The sequence below is a fragment of the Opitutaceae bacterium TAV5 genome, assembly GCA_000242935.3.
Taxonomy (GTDB): Bacteria; Verrucomicrobiota; Verrucomicrobiia; order Opitutales; family Opitutaceae; genus Geminisphaera.
On record CP007053.1, the window covers coordinates 365,249 to 388,241 of the forward strand.

Consider the following 22,993-nt stretch of genomic DNA (forward strand, 5'->3'; position numbering starts at 1 on the left):
GTCGGCGGGGACGCCCGCGCCGCTCCCCTTTCGATCCGGGACGCACCGCTTGACGGCGGGTTATGTATGATAGATCATCTCTCATCATGAGAACCGCCACCGTCGCCGATCTTCGCAACAATTTTGCCCGTGTTTCCCGATGGATCGAGGACGGCGAATCCGTCACGATCACCCGCCGCGGGCAATCCTTCGCCACGCTCAGACCCGCCGCCCGCAAAAAGAAAAAAGTGGAGTGGCCGGATTTTGCTGCGCGGCGAAGGCGGATATTTCCCGATGGACCGCCTCCCGGAAAACCGCTCTCCGAAATCGTCGATGAAGGGAGGGGCGAATACTGATGGCCCTGCCAACCGGCACCTATATCGATACGGGGATTCTGCTCAAAACCTACGCCACGGAAAGCAACTCGGATGAAGCCGATGCCATCGTCCTGCGCACCTCCGCCCCGCTGCCGCTCACGCATTTCCAGGAACTCGAAATCCGCAACGCCATCCGCCTGAAACACAGTCGCGGCGAACTCTCCGCCGCAGACATGACCGCCGCGCTGGACGACTTTCAGGACGATATCGACGAGGGGCGCTACGAGCGTCCCGCCTATGATCTGCCGGCGGTTTTCCGTCGCGCCGAAGAATTGTCGAAGGCGCACGCCGTGACCACGAAATGCCGCAGCCTTGACCTGCTGCATGTGGCGGCGGCGCTGGTAATCGGGAGTCGCGAGTTCGCCTCGTTCGACGACCGCCAGCGCGCCGTCGCCCGCAAAGCCGGCCTCACGGTCCTGCCCGCCCGCTTGCCCAGGACGGTAGCCTGACGCCGTCACCAGGAACGCATGGCATTCGCCGTTGGCGGGAAAACGGGAAACCGTGGCCAATCCCGGCTTGGCGACGGTCAGGGAAAGCGGCATCACGCTTCCATGTCCTCCTGTCGGTCGACTGCATGAAAACCATTCTTTTACTCTTCGCGTCCAATGTCTTCATGACGCTGGCGTGGTACGGGCACCTCAAATTCAAATGGCTCGAAGGACGCCCGGTGTTCACCGTGATTCTTGTCTCCTGGGCCATCGCGTTTTTCGAATACTGCCTGATGGTGCCGGCCAACCGCGCCGGGTACCTCACGGGGACTTTTTCCGGCTATCAGCTCAAGATCCTCCAGGAAGCGATCACCCTGACCGTCTTCGTCGGCTTTGCCTGGCTGGTGCTGAAGGAACGGCTGACCTGGAACTATGCGGTGAGCTTCGCCCTGATTCTGGCAGCAGTGTGGTTTGCGGTGGCCTTCAAGCCACCCGGCGCCGCCAATGGCCCCTGACCGGGCCGCCGGACATCGGAGCGGCGGTCTCCAGACCGCTGGACGACGCGCAGCGTCGCACGGTTCGCACGGTTCGGAGGCGAGGCGCGTTGCGCCTCGTCGCAGCGGCAGGAATGCCGCCGCTCCCACGGCGGGCGGGACGCCCGCGCCACTTCCCGCCCGGTAGCGGTCAGGCTTTTTTCTCGACCTTCACCGGCAGGGCGCGGGTGCGGATTTCCTCGAGGAGGCGCGGTTTCCAGTCGGCAAAGGTTTTTGTGCCTTCGTCGCCTTTCGCACGGCTGCGGACGCTGATCGCGCCGGCTTCGGCTTCCTTCTGGCCTACCACGATCATGTACGGGATTTTTGCCAGCTCCGCGCGGCGGAGCTTGGCGCCGATCTTGTCGCTGTCGCTGTCGAGGACGACGCGCACGCCGGCTTCACGAAGCTCCGTGTAGAGTTTTTGTGAATACTCCGCGACCTTGTCGGAAATCGGGAGGATGCGCACCTGCTCGGGCGCAAGCCACACCGGGAAGTCGCCGGCAAAATGCTCGATGAGCACACCGCAAAAACGCTCCATCGAACCGAAGGGCGCACGGTGAATCATCACAGGACGGTGAGCCTGATTGTCGGGACCGATGTAGCTGAGATCGAAGCGGACGGGCAGGTTGTAGTCCACCTGCACGGTGCCGAGCTGCCACTCGCGGCCGATCACGTCCTTGATGACGAAGTCGATCTTCGGCCCGTAGAACGCGGCTTCGCCGGGTTCCTCGGTGAAGGGCACGCCGAGGGTCTGCGCGGCGGTGCGGCAGGCGGCTTCGGCCTTGTCCCAGTTTTCGGCGGCGCCGGTGTATTTGTTGGAATCGGGGTCGCGCAGGCCGACGCGCACGCGGTAGTCGGCCATGCCGAGCGTGGTGAGCACGATCTTGACGAGCGCGAGACAGCCCTGGATTTCCTGCGCGATCTGCTCCTCGGTACAAAAGAGGTGGGCGTCATCCTGCGTGAAACCGCGGACGCGGGTCATGCCGTTGAGTTCGCCGGATTGTTCCCAGCGATAGACGGTGCCAAACTCGGCGAGCCGCACGGGAAGGTCGCGGTAGGAGTGCGGCTGCGACGCAAAGATTTTTATGTGGTGCGGGCAGTTCATCGGCTTCAGGAGGAAGCCGTCGAGCAATTCGGTCGGGTCCTTGATCCGGTCGGCGCCGATCAGGGTGGAGCCGGTCCGCTCGTTGAGCTGCGCGGCGAAGGCGGGAGAGACGGCTTCGAGACGCGCGGTCATTTCCGCGCAACTACAGCCGGCCTCGCTGATCTGCGCGAGCTGGTCCGGCTCGATGATCGCGGGGAATTGCGCGTCCTTGTAGTAGGGGAAGTGGCCGGAGGTCTTGTAGAGCGCGAGCTTGCCGATGTGCGGCGTGAAGACCTGCGAATAACCCTGTTTGCGGAGTTCCTCGCTGATGAAGTTTTGCAGTTCCTGGCGCACGACGGAGCCGGCGGGGGTCCAGAGGATGAGGCCCTGGCCGACGTCTTCGTCGATGTGGAAGAGCTTGAGGTCGCGGCCGAGTTTACGGTGGTCGCGGAGCTTGGCCTGTTCCTGGCGTTCGAGGAACTGCGCGAGTTCGTCCTTGGTGGCGAAGGCGGTGCCGTAGATGCGCTGGAGCTGTTTGTTTTTCTCGTCGCCGCGATGGTACGCGCCGGCGATGGAGAGGAGTTTGAACGCCTTGACCTGCTTGGTGTAGCGGACGTGGGTGCCGGCGCACAGGTCGATGAACTCGCCGTTCTGGTAAAACGAGATGGCTTCGCCTTCGGGGATGTCGGCGAGGCGGCCGAGCTTGTAGCGTTCCTGGCCGATTTTTTTGATGATCCCGACGGCTTCCTCGCGGCTGACTTCGGTGCGACGGAAGGGCTGGTTTTCGTCGATGACTTTTTTCATCTCGGCCTCGATGCGGGCGAGGTCGTCGAGCGTGAGTTTGTGATCGAGATCGATGTCGTAGTAGAAACCGCTGTCGGTCGGCGGGCCGATGTCGAGCTTGGCCTCGGGGAAGAGGCGGAGGATGGCCGTCGCAAGGATGTGCGCGGACGAGTGGCGGATTTCTTCGAGCGGTGTCATGGACATGGCAAAAAATGCCCCTGCCTACAATTGCAGGGGCGAAGGAACAGACCGCCACCGGAACGATTCGATGTCAATCCGCTTGCCGGGAGCGACGCGACCGCGCCCCCGGGCTCCGGCTCAGTGCACGCCCAGCAGGGCCAGCAGGATGCCGCCGGAAATCGCGGTGCCGAACACGCCCGCGAGATTCGGACCCATCGCATGGTAGATCAGATAATTCCGGGGATTGGCCTGGATGCCGACCTGGTGGGAAACGCGAGCCGCGATCGGCACCGAGGCAATGCCGGCCGAGCCGATCAGCGGGTTGATCTTCTGCTTGAGGAAGAGATTCATGATCTTGGCCGTCAGCACCCCGGAGCCCGTGCCGAAAACAAAGGCGATCAGACCGAGGGTGATAATCTGCAGGGTCTTGGCCGTGAGAAACGTGTCGGCGGTCATGGTGGAGCCGATGGCGGCAGTCAGGACGAGCGTGATCACGTTGAGCAGCGTGCCCCCGGCGGTCTCGGCGAGGCGGCCGACGAGGAGGGATTCGCGCAGCAGGTTGCCGAGCATCAGCATCGTCACCAGCGGGGCGACCGGCGGGAAACAGAGGTTGACGATCACCGCGATCACGATCGGGAAGAGGATCTTTTCCAGCCGGCTGACCGGGCGCATCTGCTTCATGCTGATCTCCCGCTCCTCCTTGGTGGTCAGCAGGCGCATGACCGGCGGCTGGATCAACGGCATCAGCGCCATGTAGGAGTAGGCGGCGACGGAAATCTGCGGCAGCAGGTGCGGGGCGAGTTTCATGGTGACGAAAATCGCCATCGGTCCGTCCGCGCCGCCGATGATGCCGATCGCCCCGGCCTCCTCCAGCGAGAAGCCGATCGCCTTGGCGAGGATCAGCGCGACAAAGATGCCCAGGTGCGCGCCGGCGCCCAGCAGCACCAGCTTCGGGTTGGCGATCATCGGACCGAAATCGGTGATCGCCCCGACGCCGAGAAAGATCAGCGGAGGCACGATCAGCAGGCTCACGCCCTGATAGGCGTAGTGAAACAGCCCGCCGGGGAGAACCAGATCCGAACCCGGAACGTTCACCACGATGCAGGCGAATCCGATGCCGAGCAGCAGGAACGGCTCGTATTTCTTGACGATCGCCAGAAACACCATCGTGGCGCCGATCGCGATCATCACCAGATTCCCCCACCAGAAATGCGCGATGCCCGTCTGGGACATGAGGGACTCCAACAAGGATGTGAGTTGGTTAAACATAAAGATGTCGTGTGCTTCCGGCCCGGCTGCCGTGCCTCCGGGCCTTGCTGTTCATGCCATGCCGCCCGGGCTCAGTGCCCGCTGCGGAGTTTCGCCTCGTCGATCTTCCAGCGCCGGTTCACGAGCGGAAGCAGCCGGAGCACCACACCGATGAAGGTGATGATGACAAAACTGAGAAAAAAATCGATGATACTGATAATAACAGCACCGTAAACAGTGTCAGGAATGGTGATCATAACATGAGTCCGCTTCCGATCAGCCGGAGAGCGGTTTTCAGGATGACAGAATCACTTTCCCGCCGCTGCGCAGATATTGCTGTTTATTTTTCGTTTATCTTAAAATAACAGATCGACCCGTTCCCGCTTCACAATCCGGGGCGTCAGTCTTCCCGCTTCGGCCCATTTTCCCTGATCCAGGACTGTCTGGTTAACAGCCTTTTACTCAAAAACCTTCAATCCATCGCCCAGGAGATAACGAAGGGGTGCGACTCAATGTGATGTCAGTTGCTGCCGCACTCCAAGGCGGCTTCGCCGCAGAAAGGCGGAATGCAGGGGGGGGAGGGACGGGACGGAGGGTGAGCGCGCTTCAGCCCGGATCGCTCACGAGGCGGTAACCGATGCTCGACTCCGTCTGGAGGTGCCGGGGGGAGTCGGGCTCGTCCTCGATCTTCTTTCGTAGTCTCATCATGAATACACGGAGATAGTGCGTCTGCCCCTCCGCTTCCGGTCCCCAGACGTCGGCGAGAATCTGCCGGTGGGTGAGCACCTTGTCACGATGCGTCGCCAGAAGACGCAGGAGGGCGTACTCCTTGGCGCTGAGTTTCACGGTTTCGCCGTCCTTGGTTACCCGGCGATCGGTCAGGTCGATTTCGACCGTGCCGAAACGGATGACCGAGGGCGCCTCGCTGGGCCGGGTTCTCCGCAGCAAGGCGCGCAGCCGCGCCAGGAGTTCGCCTCCGCCGAAAGGTTTGATCAGGTAGTCGTCGGCCCCGGCGTCGAGCGCCTCGATCTTGCGGCTTTCCTCCCCGAACACCGAGAGGACGAGCACCGGTGTCTGGCTCCATTCGCGCAGCCGCCGGAGCACGTCGATGCCCGACATGTCCGGCAGCCCGAGATCGAGGACGATCACATCCGGCGGGTGATGGGCGGCCTCCACGAGGCCCGGCCGGCCGGCCTCGGCCTCGCTGACGGCATAGCCCGCGTCTTCGAGCGTGAACCGCAGCAGCCGGCGGATCTGGGTTTCGTCGTCGATGATCAGGACGGAGGACGGGGAAGGTTGCTCATTCATTCGTGAGGGACCGATTCGTGAACCTTGTGGGGAAGATAGATCATGAAACGGGCGCCGCCGCCCGGGTTGTCATCAGCCACGACGTCGCCTCCCTGGGCGAGCATAAAACCGCGGACGATCGACAGGCCGAGCCCGAGGCCGCCGGCGCGCGCATGGTCGCCCCGTTCGAATTTCTGGAACAGCTTCGCCCGGGATTCCGGAGCGAGCCCGGGGCCGCGGTCGGCAACCGTGACAAAGACGCATTCGCCGCCGGGCTCCCGTTTTTCCATGCCGGCGTACACCGAGATGGCGGTGCCGGCCGGGGTGTGATGCAGGGCGTTGAGCAGGAGGTTGGACAGCACGTGCTCCATCAGGACCGCGTCGGCCATGAAGAGCGGCATGTCCGCAGGGACCGCGATCGTCAGCGGCCGGGTCGTCAGGCCCTCGCCCACCGCGCGCCGGGCGGCGCCGATCAGGTCGTGGACGTCGCACCAGTCGAGCCGCAGCCTGAGCCGGCCGGCGTCGAGGCGAGTCTGGTCGAGCAGGTTGGCGACGAGGTGGTCGAGCCTGCGGGCGGCGGTGCGGATTTCCTGCGCGAGGATTTCGCGCCGCGCGCCCTTTTCCCTCGCGAGGCCTTCGGCGGCCGACCGCAGCACGGCGACCGGCGTCTTCAGTTCGTGGGAAACACTGTCGAGCAACGTGCGGTGCATGCGCTCCGATTCGGCCAGCAGTTTTTCGCGTTCGCTGGCGGCCCGGAACTGCTCACGCTCGACGAGAAGGCCGATCTGCCCGACAAAAACCTCCATCAGTTTCCGGTATTTCGGCGGCATGTCCGCCCCGCGCCGGGACCACTGGACGGAAAAGACACCGAACACGGTTTGCCCCCGCCTCACCGCGAGATGCGCCCCCTGCCCGTGCGGCAAGGCGGGGGCGGGTTGTTCTTCCGCTCCGGCTTCGCGGCAGGCCGATTCGGCCAGGGCAAGCTCCCGCTCATCGAGAGGAAACGAACTGGCCGGATGAAGCGCGAGGCGGCCGTTGTTGCCCAGCAGCGACAGGGCGGTGGGTGCTCCGAACAGGGTGTCGGCCTGGCGGAGCGCCACGTCGACCGCTTCGTCAAGCGTGCGCGCGCTGCCCAGAGCGCGGGTCAGGTGAAACATCGCCGTGGCCTGCTGCTCCCGCTGCCTTTCCTGCTGTTCCTTCTCGCGAAGCCGGGCGGTCAGCTGACCGGCCACAATCGCCACCACAAAATACGTGCCGAGAAACATGCTGTCGTGCAGATAGAGTTGGGAAAACGCCATGCGGGGGGGCACGATGACAAAATTCCACGCGACCACGCTCGCCACGCTGGCAAAGAGGATCGCCCACCGGCTCACGCGCAGGCACAGCACGATCACCGCCAGCAGATAGATGTCGCCGAAGACGCGGTAATCGACCGGCACGAACCACGCGACGGTCGTGATGGCCGCGATCACGAGCAACACCTCCGCATACTCGCGCCACACCGGGGGCTGGCGCGTTTCCCGGTCAATCACGTCGCCGGAGGCGTCGGGACCGCTGGCCGGGATAATGGAAGGATGTAACCGGGCAGGCACTGGACGACATCTTACAAGCGGTATCCGGCGTGCTGTCCATGTCGCATTTGGCGAACGTGCCGGTCGGAGTAATTGGAAAGTGGTGAATAAAAAGTGGCACGGGCATCCTTGCCCGTGGACGGCGCAAAGCGCCGCCTTCCGGAACACGGGCGGGAAGCCCGTGCCACGCCGGAATCGTTCTCGTACTCTTTCTCGTTCTCTTTCTCCGGTCCGGGTTCGTTCTCCTTCTCTTTCTCCTGATCGTTCTCCTGCTCCGGCCACTCGCACGGCACTCGCACGGCGCGCCGCAGCACGAGTACGAGAAAGAGAAGGAGTACGAGAATGAGTACGATCCGGAGAAAAAGTGAGAGAACGAGAAAGAGTAAGAGTGGAGGCGGGCGGGACGCCCGCAGAACACGGGCTGGAAGCCCGTGCCACTTCATGGGCAAGGATGCCCATGCCACCACCACTTCCGATTACACTCCGGCCTCCCGCCGGCGCATCATTTTCTGGCCGGCTCCAGCGAGTAGCCGTCCTTGCGGTCGAGCATCGCCCAGCCGGCGGCGGCAAGTTCGGCGCGGAGAGCGTCGGCGGCGGCGAAATCCTTTTTCTGTTTGGCGGCCCAGCGCTTTTCGGCGAGGGCGGTGACGTCGGCAGGCGCCTCGGCGGCAGGGGCCGCAGGCGGGGGCGCGAGATCGAAGCCGAAGGCGTGCAGGACGACGCGGTCGAAGGCGGCGAGGTCGCCGTGCGTGGCGGGTTTGTGGTCGTAGCTGTTGATCTCGCCGAAAAGCGCGCCGAGGGCGGCGGGGGTGTTGAGGTCTTCGTGAAGGGCGACGAGGACGGCGTCGAACCGGGCGCTGGCGGGGGCGGCAGGGTGGGTGTTGCGCTTTTCGAGCCGGGCGCGGAAGGCGCGGAGCGTGGCGAGGGCTTTCTCGGCGGCGTGGAGCGAATCGAGCGTGAAGTTGAGCTGCTTGCGCGGGTGGCCGGCGAGGAGCGCGTAGCGGAGCGCGGCCGGGGTGTGCCCCATCCCGCGGAGCTGGTCGAGCGTGTAGAGGTTGTTGAGCGACTTGCTCATCTTCTTGCCGTCCACGAGGAGGTGCTCGCTGTGATACCAGTGGTGCGCGAAGAGGGTGCCGTTGCAGCACTGGCTCTGGGCGATTTCGTTTTCGTGGTGCGGGAAGAGGAGATCCACCCCGCCGGTGTGCAGGTCGATGGTGTCGCCGAGGTGTTTTTTGCTCATGGCGCTGCACTCGATGTGCCAGCCGGGCCGGCCCTGGCCCCAAGGGCTGGGCCAGAAAACGTCGCCGTCCTCGGGCTTGTGCGCTTTCCAGAGCGCGAAGTCGGAGCCGTCTTCCTTCTCGTCGGCATCGTGGGCGGCCTTGGCGGCGGCGAGGGCGGAGCCGGGTTTGAGCTCGCGTTCCTTCACGCGGGAGAGCGCGCCGTAGCCGGGAAAGGAGCTGACCTTGAAATACACGGAGCCGTCGGCGGCGCGGTAGGCGTGGCCCTTGCGCTCGAGGACGGCGATCATGTCGATCTGCTCGGGGATGTGCGTGGTGGCGGCGGGCTCGACGTGCGGCGGCAGGCAGCCGAGCGCGGCGCAGTCGGCGTGAAATTTTTCCGTCCACTGGCGGGTGACGTCGGCCAGCGCGCGGTGCTCCTCGCGGGAGCGGCGGATGGTCTTGTCGTCGACGTCGGTGAGGTTGCGCACGTGGCGGACTTTTTCCGGCCCGAATTCGATCTCGAGCAGGCGGCGGAGGAGGTCATTCACGACAAAAGTCCGGAAGTTGCCGATGTGGGCAGCCGCGTAGACGGTGGGGCCGCAGTTGTAGAAACGGAAAACGCCGTCGGGCTGCGAGGGACGGAGTTCGCGGGTTTCGCGGGAGAGGGAGTCGTGAAGGCGGATGGCCATGTGGTTCGGCAGAAAAAAAACAGAAAAAGCGGAAACCGGGCGGGAAAAGGCGTGAAAGGACAAAATCGCTAACAGGTTTCGCGCGTGAGCGGAAAGGGGATTTTTGCAGGAAGCGGCCGGCGGGCGCAGGAAATTCGCCGCAAACGGTTCGGAACAAAGAAAAGCCCCGCCGGTATTTCACGGCAGGGCAGGAGGAGGAAGAGCTGTCGAAGGGTCGCGCCGGAAGGAACCGGCCGCGGAACCAATCAGCTCGCGGTCGCGTAACGGCGGATACCGGTCACGGTGTACGACTCCTCGGCGGCGCCGATCTTGACCTTGACGGTGTCACCGGAACGTTTGCCGAGCAGCGCCTGGCCGAGCGGCGTCTTGTAGGCGATGATGTTCTGCTCGGGCACGCTGTCCCAGGCGCCGAGAAGCGTATAGGTGACGGTCTTGCCGGTGGAGCCGATCTTGAGGTCGACGATGTTGCCGACACCGATGCTGTCGGCGGGAGCGTCCTTGAAATCGGTGATGCGGGCGCGGCTGAGGTCTTTTTCCAGGAGGGCCTTCTGGGCCATGAGGATCTGCTGGTCCTGCTTGGCCATCTTGTACTCGGAGTTTTCCTTCAGGTCGCCGTGCTCGCGGGCGGTGGCGATGGCCTTGCTGTTCTCCGGGATTTTTTTGGAAACGATGGTCTCGTACTCCTCGCGCTTGCGCTCGTAGCTCTCGCGGGAGACGAGGAGTTGCTCTTCCTTGCCCTCGGCGTCGCCGGCGACGAGCGACTGGATGGAGGGGAACAGCTTGATGAAACGGGCGAGGAGCGACTTCTTGGTGAGATCCTCGAAACCCTGGTTGAGGAGGAGCGTGTTGGCGAGATCGCGGGCCGTCTCGGTGTCGGCCGCCGCGAGGAGGTCGGGGATGAGCTCGGTGTCGTCGCTGAGGATTTCGGCGAGCGGGATGCGGCGGGCGCTGGCGGCCTGGAGGGCCTCGTAGTCGATCGCGTAAAAGACAGAGCTGAGCAGGCGCGGCGTGATGAGCTCGCCGAGGATGCGCGCGAATTTCTTGGAGTGGCGGTTCTTGACGATCCAGAGGAGGACGGGAGCGCGGAGGTTTTGCTCGATCTGCCAGCGCTTGAGCGAGTCGGCGAGCTCGTCGCCGTAGCCGTTCTCGACGAGGAAGTTGATGCACTCGGTGGTGAACTTGCCCTGCGAGATCTTGAGGAGGTTGAAAATGATGTCGCGGTGCTCGATCGGGAAGGTCTCCTTGATGAGTTCGAGCAGGCGGGACTGGAACTGCACGGGAATCGTCTCGACGATGTGCGGCAGGTCGCGGGCGTTGGCGATGAGCGAGGACTGCGTGGGCTCGAAGGTGGCGGGGTCCTGGCCGGCGAGTTTGGCGAGTTCGTCGCGCACGGAGGCGCCGTAGAGGCGTTCGGCAGGCGTGAGCTGGTTGGAATCCTTGACCGCGGCGGCGATGCCGGTGAGCACGGCCTGGATGGTCTCGGGGTTGGTGCCCTTCTTGTCGGCGGCGGCGAGGAGCTCCTCGGCGAGCTTGATGCGGCGGCGGGCGGAACGGGTGCCGTTGAAGAACTCGAGGATTTCATCCTCGTTGGAAATGGGCGTCTCGCGGATGTAATAACACTCGGTTTTCTTGAGCGGCAGGCCGACGCGGGGGTCCTTGAGGACGATCTTTTTGGCGGAGCTCCACCAGCGCTTGAACTTCTCCGCGCCCACGACCTGGGCGAGGACGGACTCGATTTCGATGCCGGTGGCGGCCTGATTCGGATAGGCCTCGAGGCCCTCGACGAAGAGCTGCGCGGGGTCCTCGGCGATGAGCTTGTTGATTTTTTCGGTCTCGGTCTGCTTGCGGACGAGAAGGTGGTTGGCGGGCAGGACCTCGAGCGTCTTGACGCAGAAGACCGGGTCCATCGGATGACCTTTCTTGCCTTCGAAATCGATAATAAGGCGCTGCTTGTCAGCGTCATACGACTGGATCTGGCCGAATCCCCAGCTCGAGTGGATGCACCAGGAGCCGGATTTCATGGTCTCCAGCTTGGCTTTGGCCGTTTTCAGGGCCGGGTTCTTGGCGATCAGCGCAGCAACGTCTTCCGTAGTCATGTAAAGTCGGGTTTTCTTGAATGAATTGGTCACTTAAGCGGAGCGTGGCGGGCTGTGTCAATCCAACGACTTGGGATGATCGCCGGCAGGCCGGGCGCGTATTTTCCGGGGGTCGCGGGACCGGTTCGCATCAAGCGTCTTGCACCGCGCGGGCGGGGTGTGCGTTATGGTGTGTTCATTTTTTGTCCGCCTCCCGCTCCTCCCGCGCGCCACCCGGCATCTCCCGCACACCACCCTGCTTCCACCGTCATGTCCTCGACCATTTTCACCATCGCCAACCAGAAAGGCGGCGTCGGCAAGACCACGACCGCCGTCAATCTCTCCGCCGCCCTCGCCGAGAAAAAGATTCCCACGCTCCTCATCGACCTCGATCCGCAGGCCAATGCCACCAGCGCCATCGGCGTCGAGAAACAGGAAGGCCGCAGCCTGTACGGTCCGCTGCGCGGCGAGAGCACGGCGCTCGAGATGATCACCGGGACGGCGTACCCGCACCTCTCGCTGATCCCCTGCGAGGAAGACCTCGCCGCCGCCGAGATCGAGATCGCCCAGTCCGAAAACTACCTCGCCCGCCTTCGCACCATCCTGGAACCCGTGCGCGCCAGCGACCGGTTCCGCGCCATCATCATCGACTGCCCCCCTTCGATGGGCATGCTCTCGATGAACAGCCTCGCCGCCGCCGATTACCTGCTCATCGCGCTCCAGTGCGAATACATGGCGCTGGAGGGCCTCGGCCAGATCCTGCGCAACGTCGAACGCATCAAGGACGCCGGCGTCAACGGCGGCCTCGAACTGGGAGGCATCGTCATGACGATGTTCGACATCCGCACCAACCTCTCGCGGCAGGTCGTGGACGAGGTGAAGCAGCACCTGCCCGACAAGATTTTCAACACCGTGATCCCGCGCACCGTGCGCCTGAGCGAGGCGCCGAGCTTCGGCAAGACGATCTTCGCCTACGACCCGTCCTCGCCCGGCTCCACCGCCTACCGGTTTCTGGCGAAGGAAGTGATCCAGCGCTTTCAGTTGAAATCCTGAACGAGGCCGGCCGCCCCTCCCCGGCGGGGGAACGGCTCCCGTCATGATAACGCCGTCCGGGCAACCAGATCGGCCACGCGGGCGAAGGCCACGTCGGGGCGTCCTCCGTGCACCGTTGTCGTGAAACAGATCAATTCGTCGCCGACGCAAAACTGCGGGTGGGGATGAACATGATAGCGGGCATCGGAGGGCCGCGCCGCAGGTTGCCTGCTGACGATGTCGATGTCACGCCCGCTTTCGAGATTTACAAACGTCACGCGCCAGCCGCTGGCTCCGCCGTCGTCGGCAACCGGGCTGTCGAGCACCAGCGCGGTGTCGGTGGCGTTGCTATGCGCGTGGGCAAGCAGCGGATGCGGCCAGACCAGATCCGCTCGCGGATTCCTGGCGCCACCGGCCGCCTGCGCCGCCAGCACGTCGGCCAGCGCCACGCGCTCCACTCCGCGGTTGTAGTGAATGTACCAGATATGGCGCCCGTCGGCGCTCCACCATTCGTGGCCGTGACGGGAACGCCGGTCCGGATTGCCGTGCAGGACACGTTCGCCGGACAGCGTCGGGACGGCTTGAGGATACACAGGAAACGGAGCCTCGCCTCGCCGGAGCAGCCACATGCGGTTGCGATAACGGTGCACCGCGCCGGACGCGCCATCCGTGTAATGATCATTTGCATACAGGATCAGGCCAGCGTCGGCCGGGCAGGCCTGGGCATGGTTGAAATTGTCGTTGGCGATCGTATGCGCGTGCCAGATATCACCCTCACCAATCTCGCCGACCTCGTCGACTCCCCTGCCGCGGAGAGGCGCGAGACCGCCATACCAGGTGTTGCCGATCTTCGCATCGAAGGCAAAGGCCCGTCCATCGGACGTCCGCGTGAGGTGCGTGGCGATGCGATGAACCTCGCGCCCGCGAAGGAACCCGGGGGCGAAACGACATGCCAGGCGGGCGTGATCGGCCGGATCGGGCAAACGCGTCCAGATACCGGTTTCGTTGCACCAGTAAACGTTCCCCGTCGCGGCGTCGATCCAGGGGGAAGCGTGCGTGAACTGCGTCTCGGGAAAATGATGAATCCGGTGTTTTTCGAAATCGGCAACCCCCAGGGTACGCCCGCCATGCGCACTGCCGGCGGGAGGAAACGCGCAATAAAACCAGAGGAAACGCGAGTCGTCCGACAGGCTCGGGTTGACGTAATAGAACGACTGCCGGAGCGGCGCCTCGCGTCGGCCCTCCGTCGCCGGAGACCCGGCAAGGATGAAGCTTTCGATTCCCGTTGCCGGATCGGTGTGCCGGACAAAAAGCGGGGATTGCAGGAGGGTATCCGTATTCATTTGTCTACTACCTAACCAGTTCGTAAGCCAGTTGCACGCCGTCGGGTGTCACCGTCTCCATCCGGAGTTGCCAGCTGTCACCGGCAGCCGAAACGGTATGAACAAGCGCAACTTCACGCAACCGCTTCCCCGATGCGTCCACCGCCCACGCGCGCCAGGCATCGCCGGAAGCGAGCTTCAGGTCGAGCGTCGCCGATCCGCGTCGCACGAGGTGGGGGAGATTGCCCCACACCTCGACAAGGCGACGATCCCCGTCGGCGAAAGTCATCCCCGAAGGCAGCGCATCGGTGAGATGCAGGACAAGGATGCGGCTGCTCTCCGCAAGCGGGCGGGACTCCGGATCCACCGAAACGACGGCGATCGCGCCGAATGACGGCCCGTTGCCGGCGATGACATGTTCACCTTTGACCGAGGCCCCCGCCGGCAAGCTGAAAAGTTCGCTGCGCGGCGTGACGACGCGCAGGGTGCCGGCGTCGGTGCGCATGTCGATCTGCCCGGTGTCGCTGACGAACCGGCGCTGCGTGGCGATTGAATTTTCCGACGCCGCAGTTGTCGCATAAGCGGCGACGGAGAGAGGAGCCGCGTCACCGGTGTGGGAACCGATACGCTTGACCAAGCCCCAATAGGAAAATCCGTCGGGAAAAGGTTTCCCGATTTCGGAAAACGCCTCTTCCGGGTGGACGGCATAACTGACGGCCCCACGGGCGGGTGCGATATCGCCGCGCAGGAAAAGGAGGGCTCCCAGACGGTCGGCGAGGAGGTTGACCGGATCGCACGCGATCGAGAACCGGCTGTCCGCACCGCCTTCGAGCGCGGTTTTCCGGCTGGAAGCATACTGGAAATTGTAGAGCGCGTCCCAGTCCTGGAGGCTGGCGTAGGCCGGCATGACGACGGCCCCTTCGGCACGATAGCCATTGGGACGGCAATAATTGAACTCGGTCACGGTAAAGGGCTTCCCGAACACGCGTGTCGGCATGATCGCGCGCGGCGCAAAGGCCGCGCCGGCACCCGGACCATACGGACGCGATGCGGGAGCCGCCGTCAGCGCCGGGTCTCCGCGGATGGCGCTGAACTGGGTGTGCGCTTGCGGAAGTCGCCAGCCTCCTTTCGGGAAGACGGGATGATCCCAGTACTGGTGGTTGTCCACATAATCGTAGTGTTCCCTTGCATACGCGAGTCCCTGGACCGTGCGATGATTGGAGCCCGTGAGCAGGGCTTTGACACCGATCCCGCGGAGGTATTCGGCCATACGGCGATCCGCGCGGATGCACTGCTCAAAGACAAACCGGTTGTACGCCACGGCCTCTTTTTCACCGGTCTCTCCGGCCGGGATGGCGGCGGCGTTCTCCGGAAGTTTGCGCCATGCTTCAAAGGCGCGCCGGTACAACGGAGCCAGTTCACCGTAGTGAACCCGGGCGTACGGAGAGTCCTCGTTGATCGGGCAGATCCCGATCAGGGCGGGATCTTCGGCCCAGGTCAGGCCGGTGTACGGGTTGCGCCGGGCAAGGAGATTTTTTGCATAGCGCGCCCACGTGGCAAACGCGGCGTCGGAGACCGGCACCAGCCCCTTGAACACATACTTCGAGGATGGCTTCAGGCCAAATTCGGCCCACTCGTCGTCGCGGAAACCGCGTTCGGAGTAGAGATCGATATTGAGGTAGAGCCCGTGTTTCTTGAGCGCGCCAACGAAGTAGTCGAGCCGGTCGAGCCGGGCCGGATCGAGTTCGTATGATTTCCCGCCCTTGCGCACGAGCAGGGCGTCGAAGTGATGCAATCGCACCGTGTTGTAGCCGGAACGGGCCAGCCGTGCGGCCAGACGATCCGCTTCGTCCCGTTCGGGGAAATTGGCCGTGCCGCAAAGATTGACTCCCCAGAAACGCACCCGGCTTCCCGGTTTCCCGGAAAATTCGAAGTGTCCTCCGGGAGTGGCGACGAGCGGCCCGAACTTCCCGGCGGGCGCGTCGATGAGAGCCGAAAAATCAAAAACTCCACCGGGCTCGATTTCGAGCGTATGCTCGTAGGGTGCCCAGGTGGAGTCGGGGGCGATCTGCAGGGGGATGCGAGAAGAGGAAACAGGCAGGGCCGATGGCGCCGCCATGATCGGAGCGATTCCGCTGGTCAGGCAGAGAAGGTGACAGCACGCGATTTTCGCCCGGAGGAGAGGGATGTTACTCATTCTCGATAAAAGTGGTCACGGATGCCGCCGGAATCATGACGGTGGCCTTGCCGCTGACGACGGGAATCGTCGCGAGAGCCGCCAGATCCTCCGTGTCGCTGGTCCGCCAGGCCGAAAGCTCCGTGCCGATTACTCCGGTTATGGTCGTTGATATTTCATTACTGCCGTTGTTGATCACCACAAGCGCGGCCTGCCCCGCTCCGTTTTTCCCGGCCACGGCGACGAGGTCGGCGGTCCCGGATACGGCCGCCAGAAATCGCGTGTCGCCGGGACGCAGCCAGCGCGCATACTGGCCCAGCACGTAGAGGCGCTTGTTGACCGACCAGGCGTCGTCCGCTTCCAGATTGATCAGGCTCTGGCCGGATGAGGTCCGGGCAACCGCCCACCAGTGAAGCCACCCCCGCTCGTTTTTCTTCAGGCTCGCGGCAATCATGTTGGCCCAGCGCAAACCGTCCGTCATCGAGGGATCGTTGGCTCCGGTCTCGCATACCTCCGTATTGATGACCGGCTTGCCGCGGGCGTTGATATTGAAATCGCTTCCGTAGCTGTGAGTGGGGACGAAATCCAGCTTTTCGATCGTCGTCGCACTCAGGGGTGTCACGTATTGATGGGTCACATACCGGCCCGATCCTTCGGGCGCGCCGACCAGCACTCCCTGATCGAGGTCGTGGACGGCGTCGGCAACCCTGGCGGCAACGATATCCAAGGCCGTGGTCGTGTAGAGACAACTGGCCCAGGTCGCATTGGTGTTGGGCTCGTTCTGGACGCTTACCCACTTCACCGGGATACCGAAGACGTTGCGGTAGTGGTCGACCCAGGTTTTGATGTAGTCGGCAAACTTGTCGTAATTTTCTTCCGCGAGATAACCGCCGTTGGCAGGCGATCCGTTGGTTTTCATCCAGCCCGGCGGACTCCAGGGCACGGCATAAAACTGCGTCACCCCTCGTGCGATGGCTTCTTCGGCGAACCAGCGTTGATACTCGTCCGTCTCCCAGTCCCAGACGCCATCGGCCGGCAGGCAGGTCGTCTGCACCGGGTCTTCCGCTTCCGTGAAAGGATTGATCTCCAGACGGACGATCGAGAGGCCGGCGCCGCCGGATGTCGTGCCGAACAGCTTGTCCAGTATCGCCGCCCGCGTGGTCGCGTTGTAGTCGTTATAAAGCGTGGCAACCGGATCATTGGCCGATGCGCCGAATCCCCAAAACGTCTGGTACGTGGTGCTGCGGGTAAGCGTGACAGAAGCCGCCCCGAGGGCAATTCCGGCGGATGAGAGAAACCCGGCGAACGCCGCCAGGACCGGAATGGCGAAAGACAGGGCCGGGTTTCCGGCGCGGAGGAACCTGACGCGGCAACGACCGGAATCAGTATTCATTATAAAATTACATCCGGGGTGAACTCAGTAATGGATAAAAACATTCCGCTCCCTGATCTGCCCTTTGGTAAAAGTGCGGACCGAGGCGTCTCCCATGACGGCGTTGAACTTGTCGCCATGACGAAAACGGAAGTAGGCGGTCGCGGAATCGTCCTTGTCCGGTCCGTCCGGGAGAACGGTGTCGGCCGTGGCGACGGTGTTGCTGGACGGCGAAAGGTTGGCGATGCTGCCAAACCCGCCGAAATAGATCCCGGCACAGGCCGGCCACTGGTCGCCGGAATCGGCGGGACGCTGGTTGGCATCGGCAAACAACATCGTCTCCGTGGGGCGGGTGAGCATTTCCGGTCTTGTGCGAGGTGTGGTTCCGGTTCCGTTGACCAACACATACGGATTGGCGGCGTAACTGCGGTTGATCGACCCGTCGAGGCGAATGCTTCGCCCCGCACACTCGACAACCGGCCCCCCGGTGCGTTTCTGGAATGTCGTCTGCGCGTTTGGATACAGGTACGGCGCCAGCTCGTAGGTCCAGAACTCGTTGTTGCAGGTAGGAAACGTCTTGTTGTCCTGGGCGTACAGATGCGTGCAGATGCCGATCTGGCGAAGGTTGCTTTTGCACTGGGCGCTGCGCGCAGACTCGCGCACCTTGCTGACGGTGGGGATGATGATGGCGGCAAGGATGCCGATGATCGCAATGACCGTGAGAAGTTCGATCAGGGTGAACGCAGTGCTGCGTCGGAAGGAATGTGCGGAGTTTTTCATATGGGATGCAGGTTTCCTGTTTTCGGGGAGAATGAAGAATGAAGCCGGTCCGGTTTCAGCGCCCGGCAGACCGGCGGCGGCGCATTGCGATGCCCGCGGCAAGCACACCGGCTCCGACAAGAGCGGAGACTGCCGCCGGTTCGGGAATCTGGGAAATGAGCAACTCACCCTGGCCGAGGCGCGAATTGGAGAGGCGCACTTCGTCGATGGCACCATTCCACGCATCACCCGTGCCTTGGGTCGAGGTGTCTCCGATGGTGAAACGCTGGTTGGTGTTACCGATCGTCGTGAAGGAATGCGCAACACTGGCGGTTTGCATTCCGGTACCGGCAGTCAGATCCTGAACGTAGAAGGTCGCGCCTGCGGAGGTCTTGTCGAGAAGGTCCATGGCAAAAGCTACGTAGTAATCATGTCCTGCAGTGATGCTGAGGCCGGAGTCCAGCGATTCCCAGGTGGAAGACGTGCTTCCCCATGCTCCGCCTTGTTGCGACTGATACTGGAAAAGGAGCGTGCCGCTGCTGCCAACAAGGAATGACCAGCTGGTGCCACCGGCGGTATTGCCACGCCTGGACGCGATCGTGGCGGCAGTGGCATCGGCGCGATTCACGAAGGCTTCGACAGTAATGGCATTGGTGAGCGTAAAGGCGGGGGAATCATTCACTCCGTAGTAGTATCCCCGTCCGGTTTTTTTCAAGGCCCCGGCATTGGCATTGCCATCAATGCTGGCCGGAAACGCATAACCGGGGGAACCCGGATCGTTGCGATCGATGGCATAGCCGAACGAGGAGCCTCCATAGCTGGAGCCGAGCAGGGAGAGGGTCAGATTGTTCCCCGAAGAGTCGGCAGTGACCTTCCCCTCTTCAAAGCGCCAGTAACCGATAGTGTCGGCATGGGAGCGCGTGCAGATAAAGACAACGGCAAGGAGAGTAATGGCACAAACAAGACATTGCCGGAAATGACCGGAGAAGCGGACAAGAGCATGATAACGGCAACCTGGGACGAGCATGGTATTCATGAGAATTTGGCGTGGTTTTTCGGGTTGGCCCGAGAACGGGGCGGTGTCTGTGTCAGGTTTTGACTCGTGGACCGGATACGCTCAAGAAGTCCGTTCCGTAAATCGTTACGCCTATGGTCACCCTCAAGCAAATCGCCAGCCAGGCCGGCACCACCATCGCCACGGTGTCGCGTGCGTTGCGCGGCGCGCCGGACATCTCGGCGGAGCGGAAGGCCGAAATCCGGCAGATCGCCCGTGAACTGGGCTACCGGCGCAACCCGAACGTATCCGCCCTGATGCGACATATCCGGCAGGGACGGCGAGAACTGCCCCACAAGGCCACGGTGGCGTTGTTGCTCACGCACTCCCTTCCGCCAGCGGAGGCACGCCGGGATCTGGTGTTCGTCAACCGCCGTTTCCTCGGCATGGAACGGCGGCTCGCAGAGCGCGGCTACCGGCCGGCGACATTCTGGTACAACGATCCCGATTGCCCGCCCGCGCGACTCAACAGGATTCTCCGCGCCCGCGGCATCCGCGGCCTGGCGCTGATGCTGTTTGCCCAGCCGGGCATTACCATCGAACTCGACTGGGAAAAATTCACCGTGGCCACACAGAGCGATTTCTCGGTGGGACCGTCGCTGCATCGTGTGGCCGAGGACTATTTCGCCAATACGGCAACGGCCATGATCCACCTGTGGAAAAGCGGCTGCCGCCGGATTGGCCTGGCCTACAAGGCGACCCATGTGCCCAGCGCCCGTTTCCGGATCACGGCGGCCTTCCGGAGATTCATCGAACTCGGAGGCGAGACCGACGCGATCAACACGCGCTCCCGTCCACGTCCACACCAGCTTGCAATCCACATCCCGCCCGCCGGCCAATGGACGGAGCAGGCGTTCATGACCTGGTTTCGCCGCGAGAAACCCGACGCCATCCTCACCTTCGACTGGGGCGACATCCCCGGCTGGCTCGCCAGGGCCGGGGTGCGCGTGCCCGACGATGTCAGCATCGCCGTGCTCAACCGCTGCCCGAGCGCTCCCGAATTTTCCGGTATCGACCCGGAACCCGAACGGCTCGGCGCCACCTCCGTCGATCTCGTCATCGAACAGCTCGAAAGCAACGAAACCGGCCTGCCCGAAAATCCCAAAATCCTCACCCTCCCCGGCCGCTGGGTCGAGGGCCGGACCACAAGACCCGCCTAAGCCCCCCCTCCCCCCCTGTTTGCGAACCTCATCACCGCCCCTTGCCAAAACGCCGCAGGCGCTCCAACGTTGGCTCTTCATGCATTTCGACAATCTCCAGACCAGCCTCTCCGCTCCCCTTCCCCGTCTCGATGACGACGACGATGATGACGACGACGCCAAAGGCGACGAAGCCCTCAGGAAAAACGCCGCGCCCGTCGCCGCCCTCATCCAGAAAAAATTCCTGGATCAACGGAAGATTTTCCTCTGGGGCGCCGTCACCGACGAATCCGCCAAGGACATCACCGAAAAACTCCTCTACCTCGAAGCCATCGCGCCCGGGAAAGAAATCACCTTCTACATCAACTCTCCCGGCGGCTCGATCACGGCCGGCATGGCGGTCTACGACACCATGCAACTCGTCTCCTCGCCCATCACGGTCGTCGTCACCGGCATGGCCGCCTCCATGGGATCGATCCTTCTCTCCGGCGCGAAAAAGGGCCGCCGCCTCCTCTATCCCCATTCGCGCGTTCTCATCCACCAGCCGCTCATCTCGGGCCGTTTCATCGGCCCGGCCACGGATATCAACATCCAGGCCCAGGAAATGGAGAAGCTCCGCGCCGAGCTCAACCAGATCCTCGCCGACGCGTCCGGCCAGCCGATCGAACGGATCAACAAGGACACCGATCGCGATTTTTACCTGAACGCGAAAGAAGCCATCGAGTACGGTCTCGCCGACCGGATCATCGAAAAACTGTAGGCAAAGCGGTGCGGCATTCGCCGCCCCCCCTTTACCGTCGAAGGTCGTAAGTCGTAAAGTCGGCAAGTCGGCAAGTCACCACTGCGCGCTTCGCGCGCATCCCTTAAGATTTGGTCGCGCAGCGACCAGGACTCGACCTTCGACTTTCGGACCTTCGACACTTTCCCCCCACTCTCTCCCCTCCCCATGGACAAAGAATACCTGCGCGCCGCCATCATCCGTCAACTCGAAGCCGAGCTCGACACGCAGATTCGCGCCGCCCGCGACTCGCACGACGAAGCCACCAGCGAGGAGAGCAAACCGGAAAACAAGTACGACATGCACTCGCAGGAAGCCGCCTATCTCGCCGAAGGCCAAGCCCGGCTCGCCGGCGAACTCGCCTCCGCCATCGAAGCCTGGCGCACCCTGCCGCTGCCCGCCGGCGGCACGCACGTCGCCACCGGCTCCCTCGTCGTGCTCGAGGACGGCTCCGGCAAGCTCCACCGCTATTTCCTCGGTCCGCAACGCGGCGGACTTTCCGTCGAAACCGGCGATGGCGAGATCACCGTGCTGACGCCTACCGCTCCGCTCGGCCGCCAGTTGCTCGGCCGCGTCCCCGGCGATTCCGTCCCGCTCCCCGGACGCCGGCCGGCGACCGCCAGCGCGGCCCGGATCGTGCACATCGCGTAGCGGTGAAGGAATGACGGCGGCGGGTGTGATCGCGACGGATGGGAAATCACTGACTCCTGCGCCGAAAATTTCACACGAAAGGGCGTCCGGCACGTAGCTGCGAACGTGACGGAGCGCAGCAGCGCGGAGATGGCATCGCCGCAGGCGATGGCCCGAAGGGCTGGGCGTGGCAACGCCCACAATTCGCAGGTTCCGGGTGCTCGCCGGCCTGCCAGCCTGCGAACTTACGTTCGCAGCTACACCGGCTGCCGGTATCCCCCTTCGCCGGGCAAGTGGCCCAGCCGACCCTCAGCCGGCTGCGACCGCCTCGGCGTTCGGCCAGAGGATGCCTTCGCGGATCATGAGCTCGGCATTCTGCACGGCGTTGAGCGCGGCGCCCTTCCAGAGATTGTCGCCGCTGACCCAGAAGCTGAGGCCGTTGTCGAACGCCGTATCGATGCGCAGGCGGCCCACGCCACACTTCACCTTTTCGGCAAAGTCGAGCGGCGTCGGATACTTTTTGTTCGCCACGTCATCGACGAGCACCGCGCCCGGGAACGCCTCGATCGCGGCACGCGCCTTGGCGATGCTCACCGGACGCTCGAACTCCGCGCTCACCGAAATCGAGTGCGCCCGCACCACCGGCACACGCACCGTGGTGGCGGACACCTTCAGACCGGGCAGGCCCATGATCTTGCGGCTCTCCTGCGCCATCTTCGTTTCCTCGCCGGTGTAGCCGGTGGCGTCGAACGTATCGATTTGCGGGATACAGTTGAACGCGATCTGGTACGGGTAAACCGTGTGCACGACCGGCTCGCCCTTCACGTAAGCCTGGATCTGCGCCTCGAGTTCGCGCACGGCCTCCGCGCCCGTGCCGGACACGGACTGGTAGGTGGAAATGATCACGCGCTTCAGGCCAAACGCCTGGTGCAGCGGCCAGAGCCCCATGAGCATGATGGCCGTCGAACAGTTCGGGTTGGCGATGATGCCGTTGTGCGTGCGCAGCTTTTCCGGATTGATCTCCGGGATGACGAGCGGAATGTCGGGCTCCATGCGCAGCGCCGAACTCTTGTCGATCACCACGCAGCCGGCGGCGACGGCATCCCTGGCCAGCGCGCGCGTCACGGAGCCGCCCGCCGCGAAAAACGCGAGGTCGACGCCCTCGAACACGCCCGGCTTCGCCTCTTCCACCGTGTACTTTTTGCCGTCCCGCTCGATGATCTTGCCCGCCGAACGCGCCGAGGCGAAAAGCCGCAACGACTTCATGGGGAAGGCCC

21 protein-coding genes are annotated in these 22,993 nt (G+C 63.5%); 7 read left to right on the forward strand and 14 right to left on the reverse strand.

The features are described 5' to 3' along the window. Positions 1-86: 86 nt before the first annotated feature. From OPIT5_01990 to OPIT5_02000, 3 genes are all read left to right on the forward strand, one after another. Positions 87-335 carry a prevent-host-death protein gene (locus tag OPIT5_01990; GenBank protein AHF89209.1) on the forward strand — a complete coding sequence of 83 codons (249 nt, stop codon included), beginning with the start codon at positions 87-89 and terminating at the stop codon, positions 333-335. Continuing rightward, complete coding sequence (locus OPIT5_01995) at positions 335-805, forward strand: twitching motility protein PilT (GenBank protein ID AHF89210.1); 471 nt, start codon at positions 335-337, stop codon at positions 803-805. Before OPIT5_01990 ends, OPIT5_01995 begins: the two co-directional genes overlap by 1 nt. 125 nt (positions 806-930) lie before the next feature. Then, complete coding sequence (locus OPIT5_02000) at positions 931-1,299, forward strand: hypothetical protein (protein AHF89211.1); 369 nt, start codon at positions 931-933, stop codon at positions 1,297-1,299. Positions 1,300-1,468: 169 nt separating this feature from the next. On the opposite strand, the gene OPIT5_02005 is transcribed toward OPIT5_02000, so the two are convergent. The 8 genes from OPIT5_02005 to OPIT5_02040 all read right to left on the reverse strand — a co-directional run bounded on the left by OPIT5_02005 (position 1,469) and on the right by OPIT5_02040 (position 11,475). After that, positions 1,469-3,388: a threonyl-tRNA synthetase gene (locus OPIT5_02005; protein AHF89212.1), complete on the reverse strand. Its 1,920-nt coding sequence runs from the start codon at positions 3,386-3,388 to the stop codon at positions 1,469-1,471. A gap of 114 nt (positions 3,389-3,502) precedes the next feature. Beyond that, entirely contained in the window at positions 3,503-4,633 is a 1,131-nt protein-coding gene (locus OPIT5_02010) for a glutaconyl-CoA decarboxylase subunit beta (protein AHF89213.1), read from the reverse strand. Between the two features lie 71 nt (positions 4,634-4,704). Further along, positions 4,705-4,860 carry a hypothetical protein gene (locus OPIT5_02015; GenBank protein ID AHF89214.1) on the reverse strand — a complete coding sequence of 52 codons (156 nt, stop codon included), beginning with the start codon at positions 4,858-4,860 and terminating at the stop codon, positions 4,705-4,707. 358 nt (positions 4,861-5,218) lie between these two features. Then, complete coding sequence (locus tag OPIT5_02020) at positions 5,219-5,920, reverse strand: Fis family transcriptional regulator (GenBank protein AHF89215.1); 702 nt, start codon at positions 5,918-5,920, stop codon at positions 5,219-5,221. Continuing rightward, complete coding sequence (locus OPIT5_02025; GenBank protein AHF89216.1) at positions 5,917-7,491, reverse strand: histidine kinase; 1,575 nt, start codon at positions 7,489-7,491, stop codon at positions 5,917-5,919. The genes OPIT5_02020 and OPIT5_02025 overlap by 4 nt, the downstream gene beginning before the upstream one ends. 11 nt (positions 7,492-7,502) lie before the next feature. Beyond that, positions 7,503-7,913 (reverse strand): hypothetical protein, encoded by a 411-nt coding sequence (locus OPIT5_02030; protein ID AHF93982.1) that lies wholly within the window; start codon positions 7,911-7,913, stop codon positions 7,503-7,505. A gap of 59 nt (positions 7,914-7,972) precedes the next feature. Next, a complete protein-coding gene (locus OPIT5_02035; protein AHF89217.1) occupies positions 7,973-9,379 on the reverse strand; it encodes a cysteinyl-tRNA synthetase in 1,407 nt (468 codons plus the stop codon). A gap of 245 nt (positions 9,380-9,624) precedes the next feature. After that, complete coding sequence (locus tag OPIT5_02040; protein AHF89218.1) at positions 9,625-11,475, reverse strand: elongation factor GreAB; 1,851 nt, start codon at positions 11,473-11,475, stop codon at positions 9,625-9,627. A gap of 249 nt (positions 11,476-11,724) precedes the next feature. Between OPIT5_02040 and OPIT5_02045 the strand changes: the two genes are divergently transcribed. Further along, the gene (locus OPIT5_02045; protein AHF89219.1) at positions 11,725-12,507 is read left to right on the forward strand and encodes a sporulation initiation inhibitor Soj; all 783 of its coding nucleotides are present in this window, start codon (positions 11,725-11,727) and stop codon (positions 12,505-12,507) included. A gap of 41 nt (positions 12,508-12,548) precedes the next feature. On the opposite strand, the gene OPIT5_02050 is transcribed toward OPIT5_02045, so the two are convergent. The 5 genes from OPIT5_02050 to OPIT5_02070 are packed head-to-tail and all read right to left on the reverse strand — an operon-like array spanning position 12,549 to position 19,151. After that, positions 12,549-13,829, reverse strand: a complete 1,281-nt coding sequence (locus tag OPIT5_02050) for a hypothetical protein (protein ID AHF89220.1) — start codon at positions 13,827-13,829, stop codon at positions 12,549-12,551. A 7-nt stretch (positions 13,830-13,836) separates the two neighbouring features. Next, a complete protein-coding gene (locus OPIT5_02055; GenBank protein AHF89221.1) occupies positions 13,837-16,005 on the reverse strand; it encodes a hypothetical protein in 2,169 nt (722 codons plus the stop codon). Continuing rightward, on the reverse strand, positions 15,998-17,377 hold the full coding sequence (locus tag OPIT5_02060; protein AHF89222.1) for a glycoside hydrolase family 30: 1,380 nt from the start codon (positions 17,375-17,377) through the stop codon (positions 15,998-16,000). The genes OPIT5_02055 and OPIT5_02060 overlap by 8 nt, the downstream gene beginning before the upstream one ends. Positions 17,378-17,401: 24 nt before the next feature. Next, complete coding sequence (locus OPIT5_02065; GenBank protein ID AHF89223.1) at positions 17,402-18,136, reverse strand: N-terminal cleavage protein; 735 nt, start codon at positions 18,134-18,136, stop codon at positions 17,402-17,404. Between the two features lie 55 nt (positions 18,137-18,191). Further along, on the reverse strand, positions 18,192-19,151 hold the full coding sequence (locus tag OPIT5_02070; protein AHF93983.1) for a hypothetical protein: 960 nt from the start codon (positions 19,149-19,151) through the stop codon (positions 18,192-18,194). Between the two features lie 113 nt (positions 19,152-19,264). Between OPIT5_02070 and OPIT5_02075 the strand changes: the two genes are divergently transcribed. The 3 genes from OPIT5_02075 (at position 19,265) to OPIT5_02085 (ending at position 21,737) form a co-directional block, all read left to right on the forward strand. Further along, positions 19,265-20,329 carry a LacI family transcriptional regulator gene (locus tag OPIT5_02075; protein ID AHF89224.1) on the forward strand — a complete coding sequence of 355 codons (1,065 nt, stop codon included), beginning with the start codon at positions 19,265-19,267 and terminating at the stop codon, positions 20,327-20,329. Positions 20,330-20,408: 79 nt separating this feature from the next. Further along, positions 20,409-21,068 carry a Clp protease proteolytic subunit ClpP gene (locus OPIT5_02080; protein ID AHF89225.1) on the forward strand — a complete coding sequence of 220 codons (660 nt, stop codon included), beginning with the start codon at positions 20,409-20,411 and terminating at the stop codon, positions 21,066-21,068. 186 nt (positions 21,069-21,254) lie between these two features. Continuing rightward, complete coding sequence (locus OPIT5_02085) at positions 21,255-21,737, forward strand: elongation factor GreAB (GenBank protein ID AHF89226.1); 483 nt, start codon at positions 21,255-21,257, stop codon at positions 21,735-21,737. Positions 21,738-22,025: 288 nt separating this feature from the next. On the opposite strand, the gene OPIT5_02090 is transcribed toward OPIT5_02085, so the two are convergent. Next, on the reverse strand, positions 22,026-22,982 hold the full coding sequence (locus OPIT5_02090; GenBank protein ID AHF89227.1) for a semialdehyde dehydrogenase: 957 nt from the start codon (positions 22,980-22,982) through the stop codon (positions 22,026-22,028). Positions 22,983-22,993: the final 11 nt, after the last annotated feature.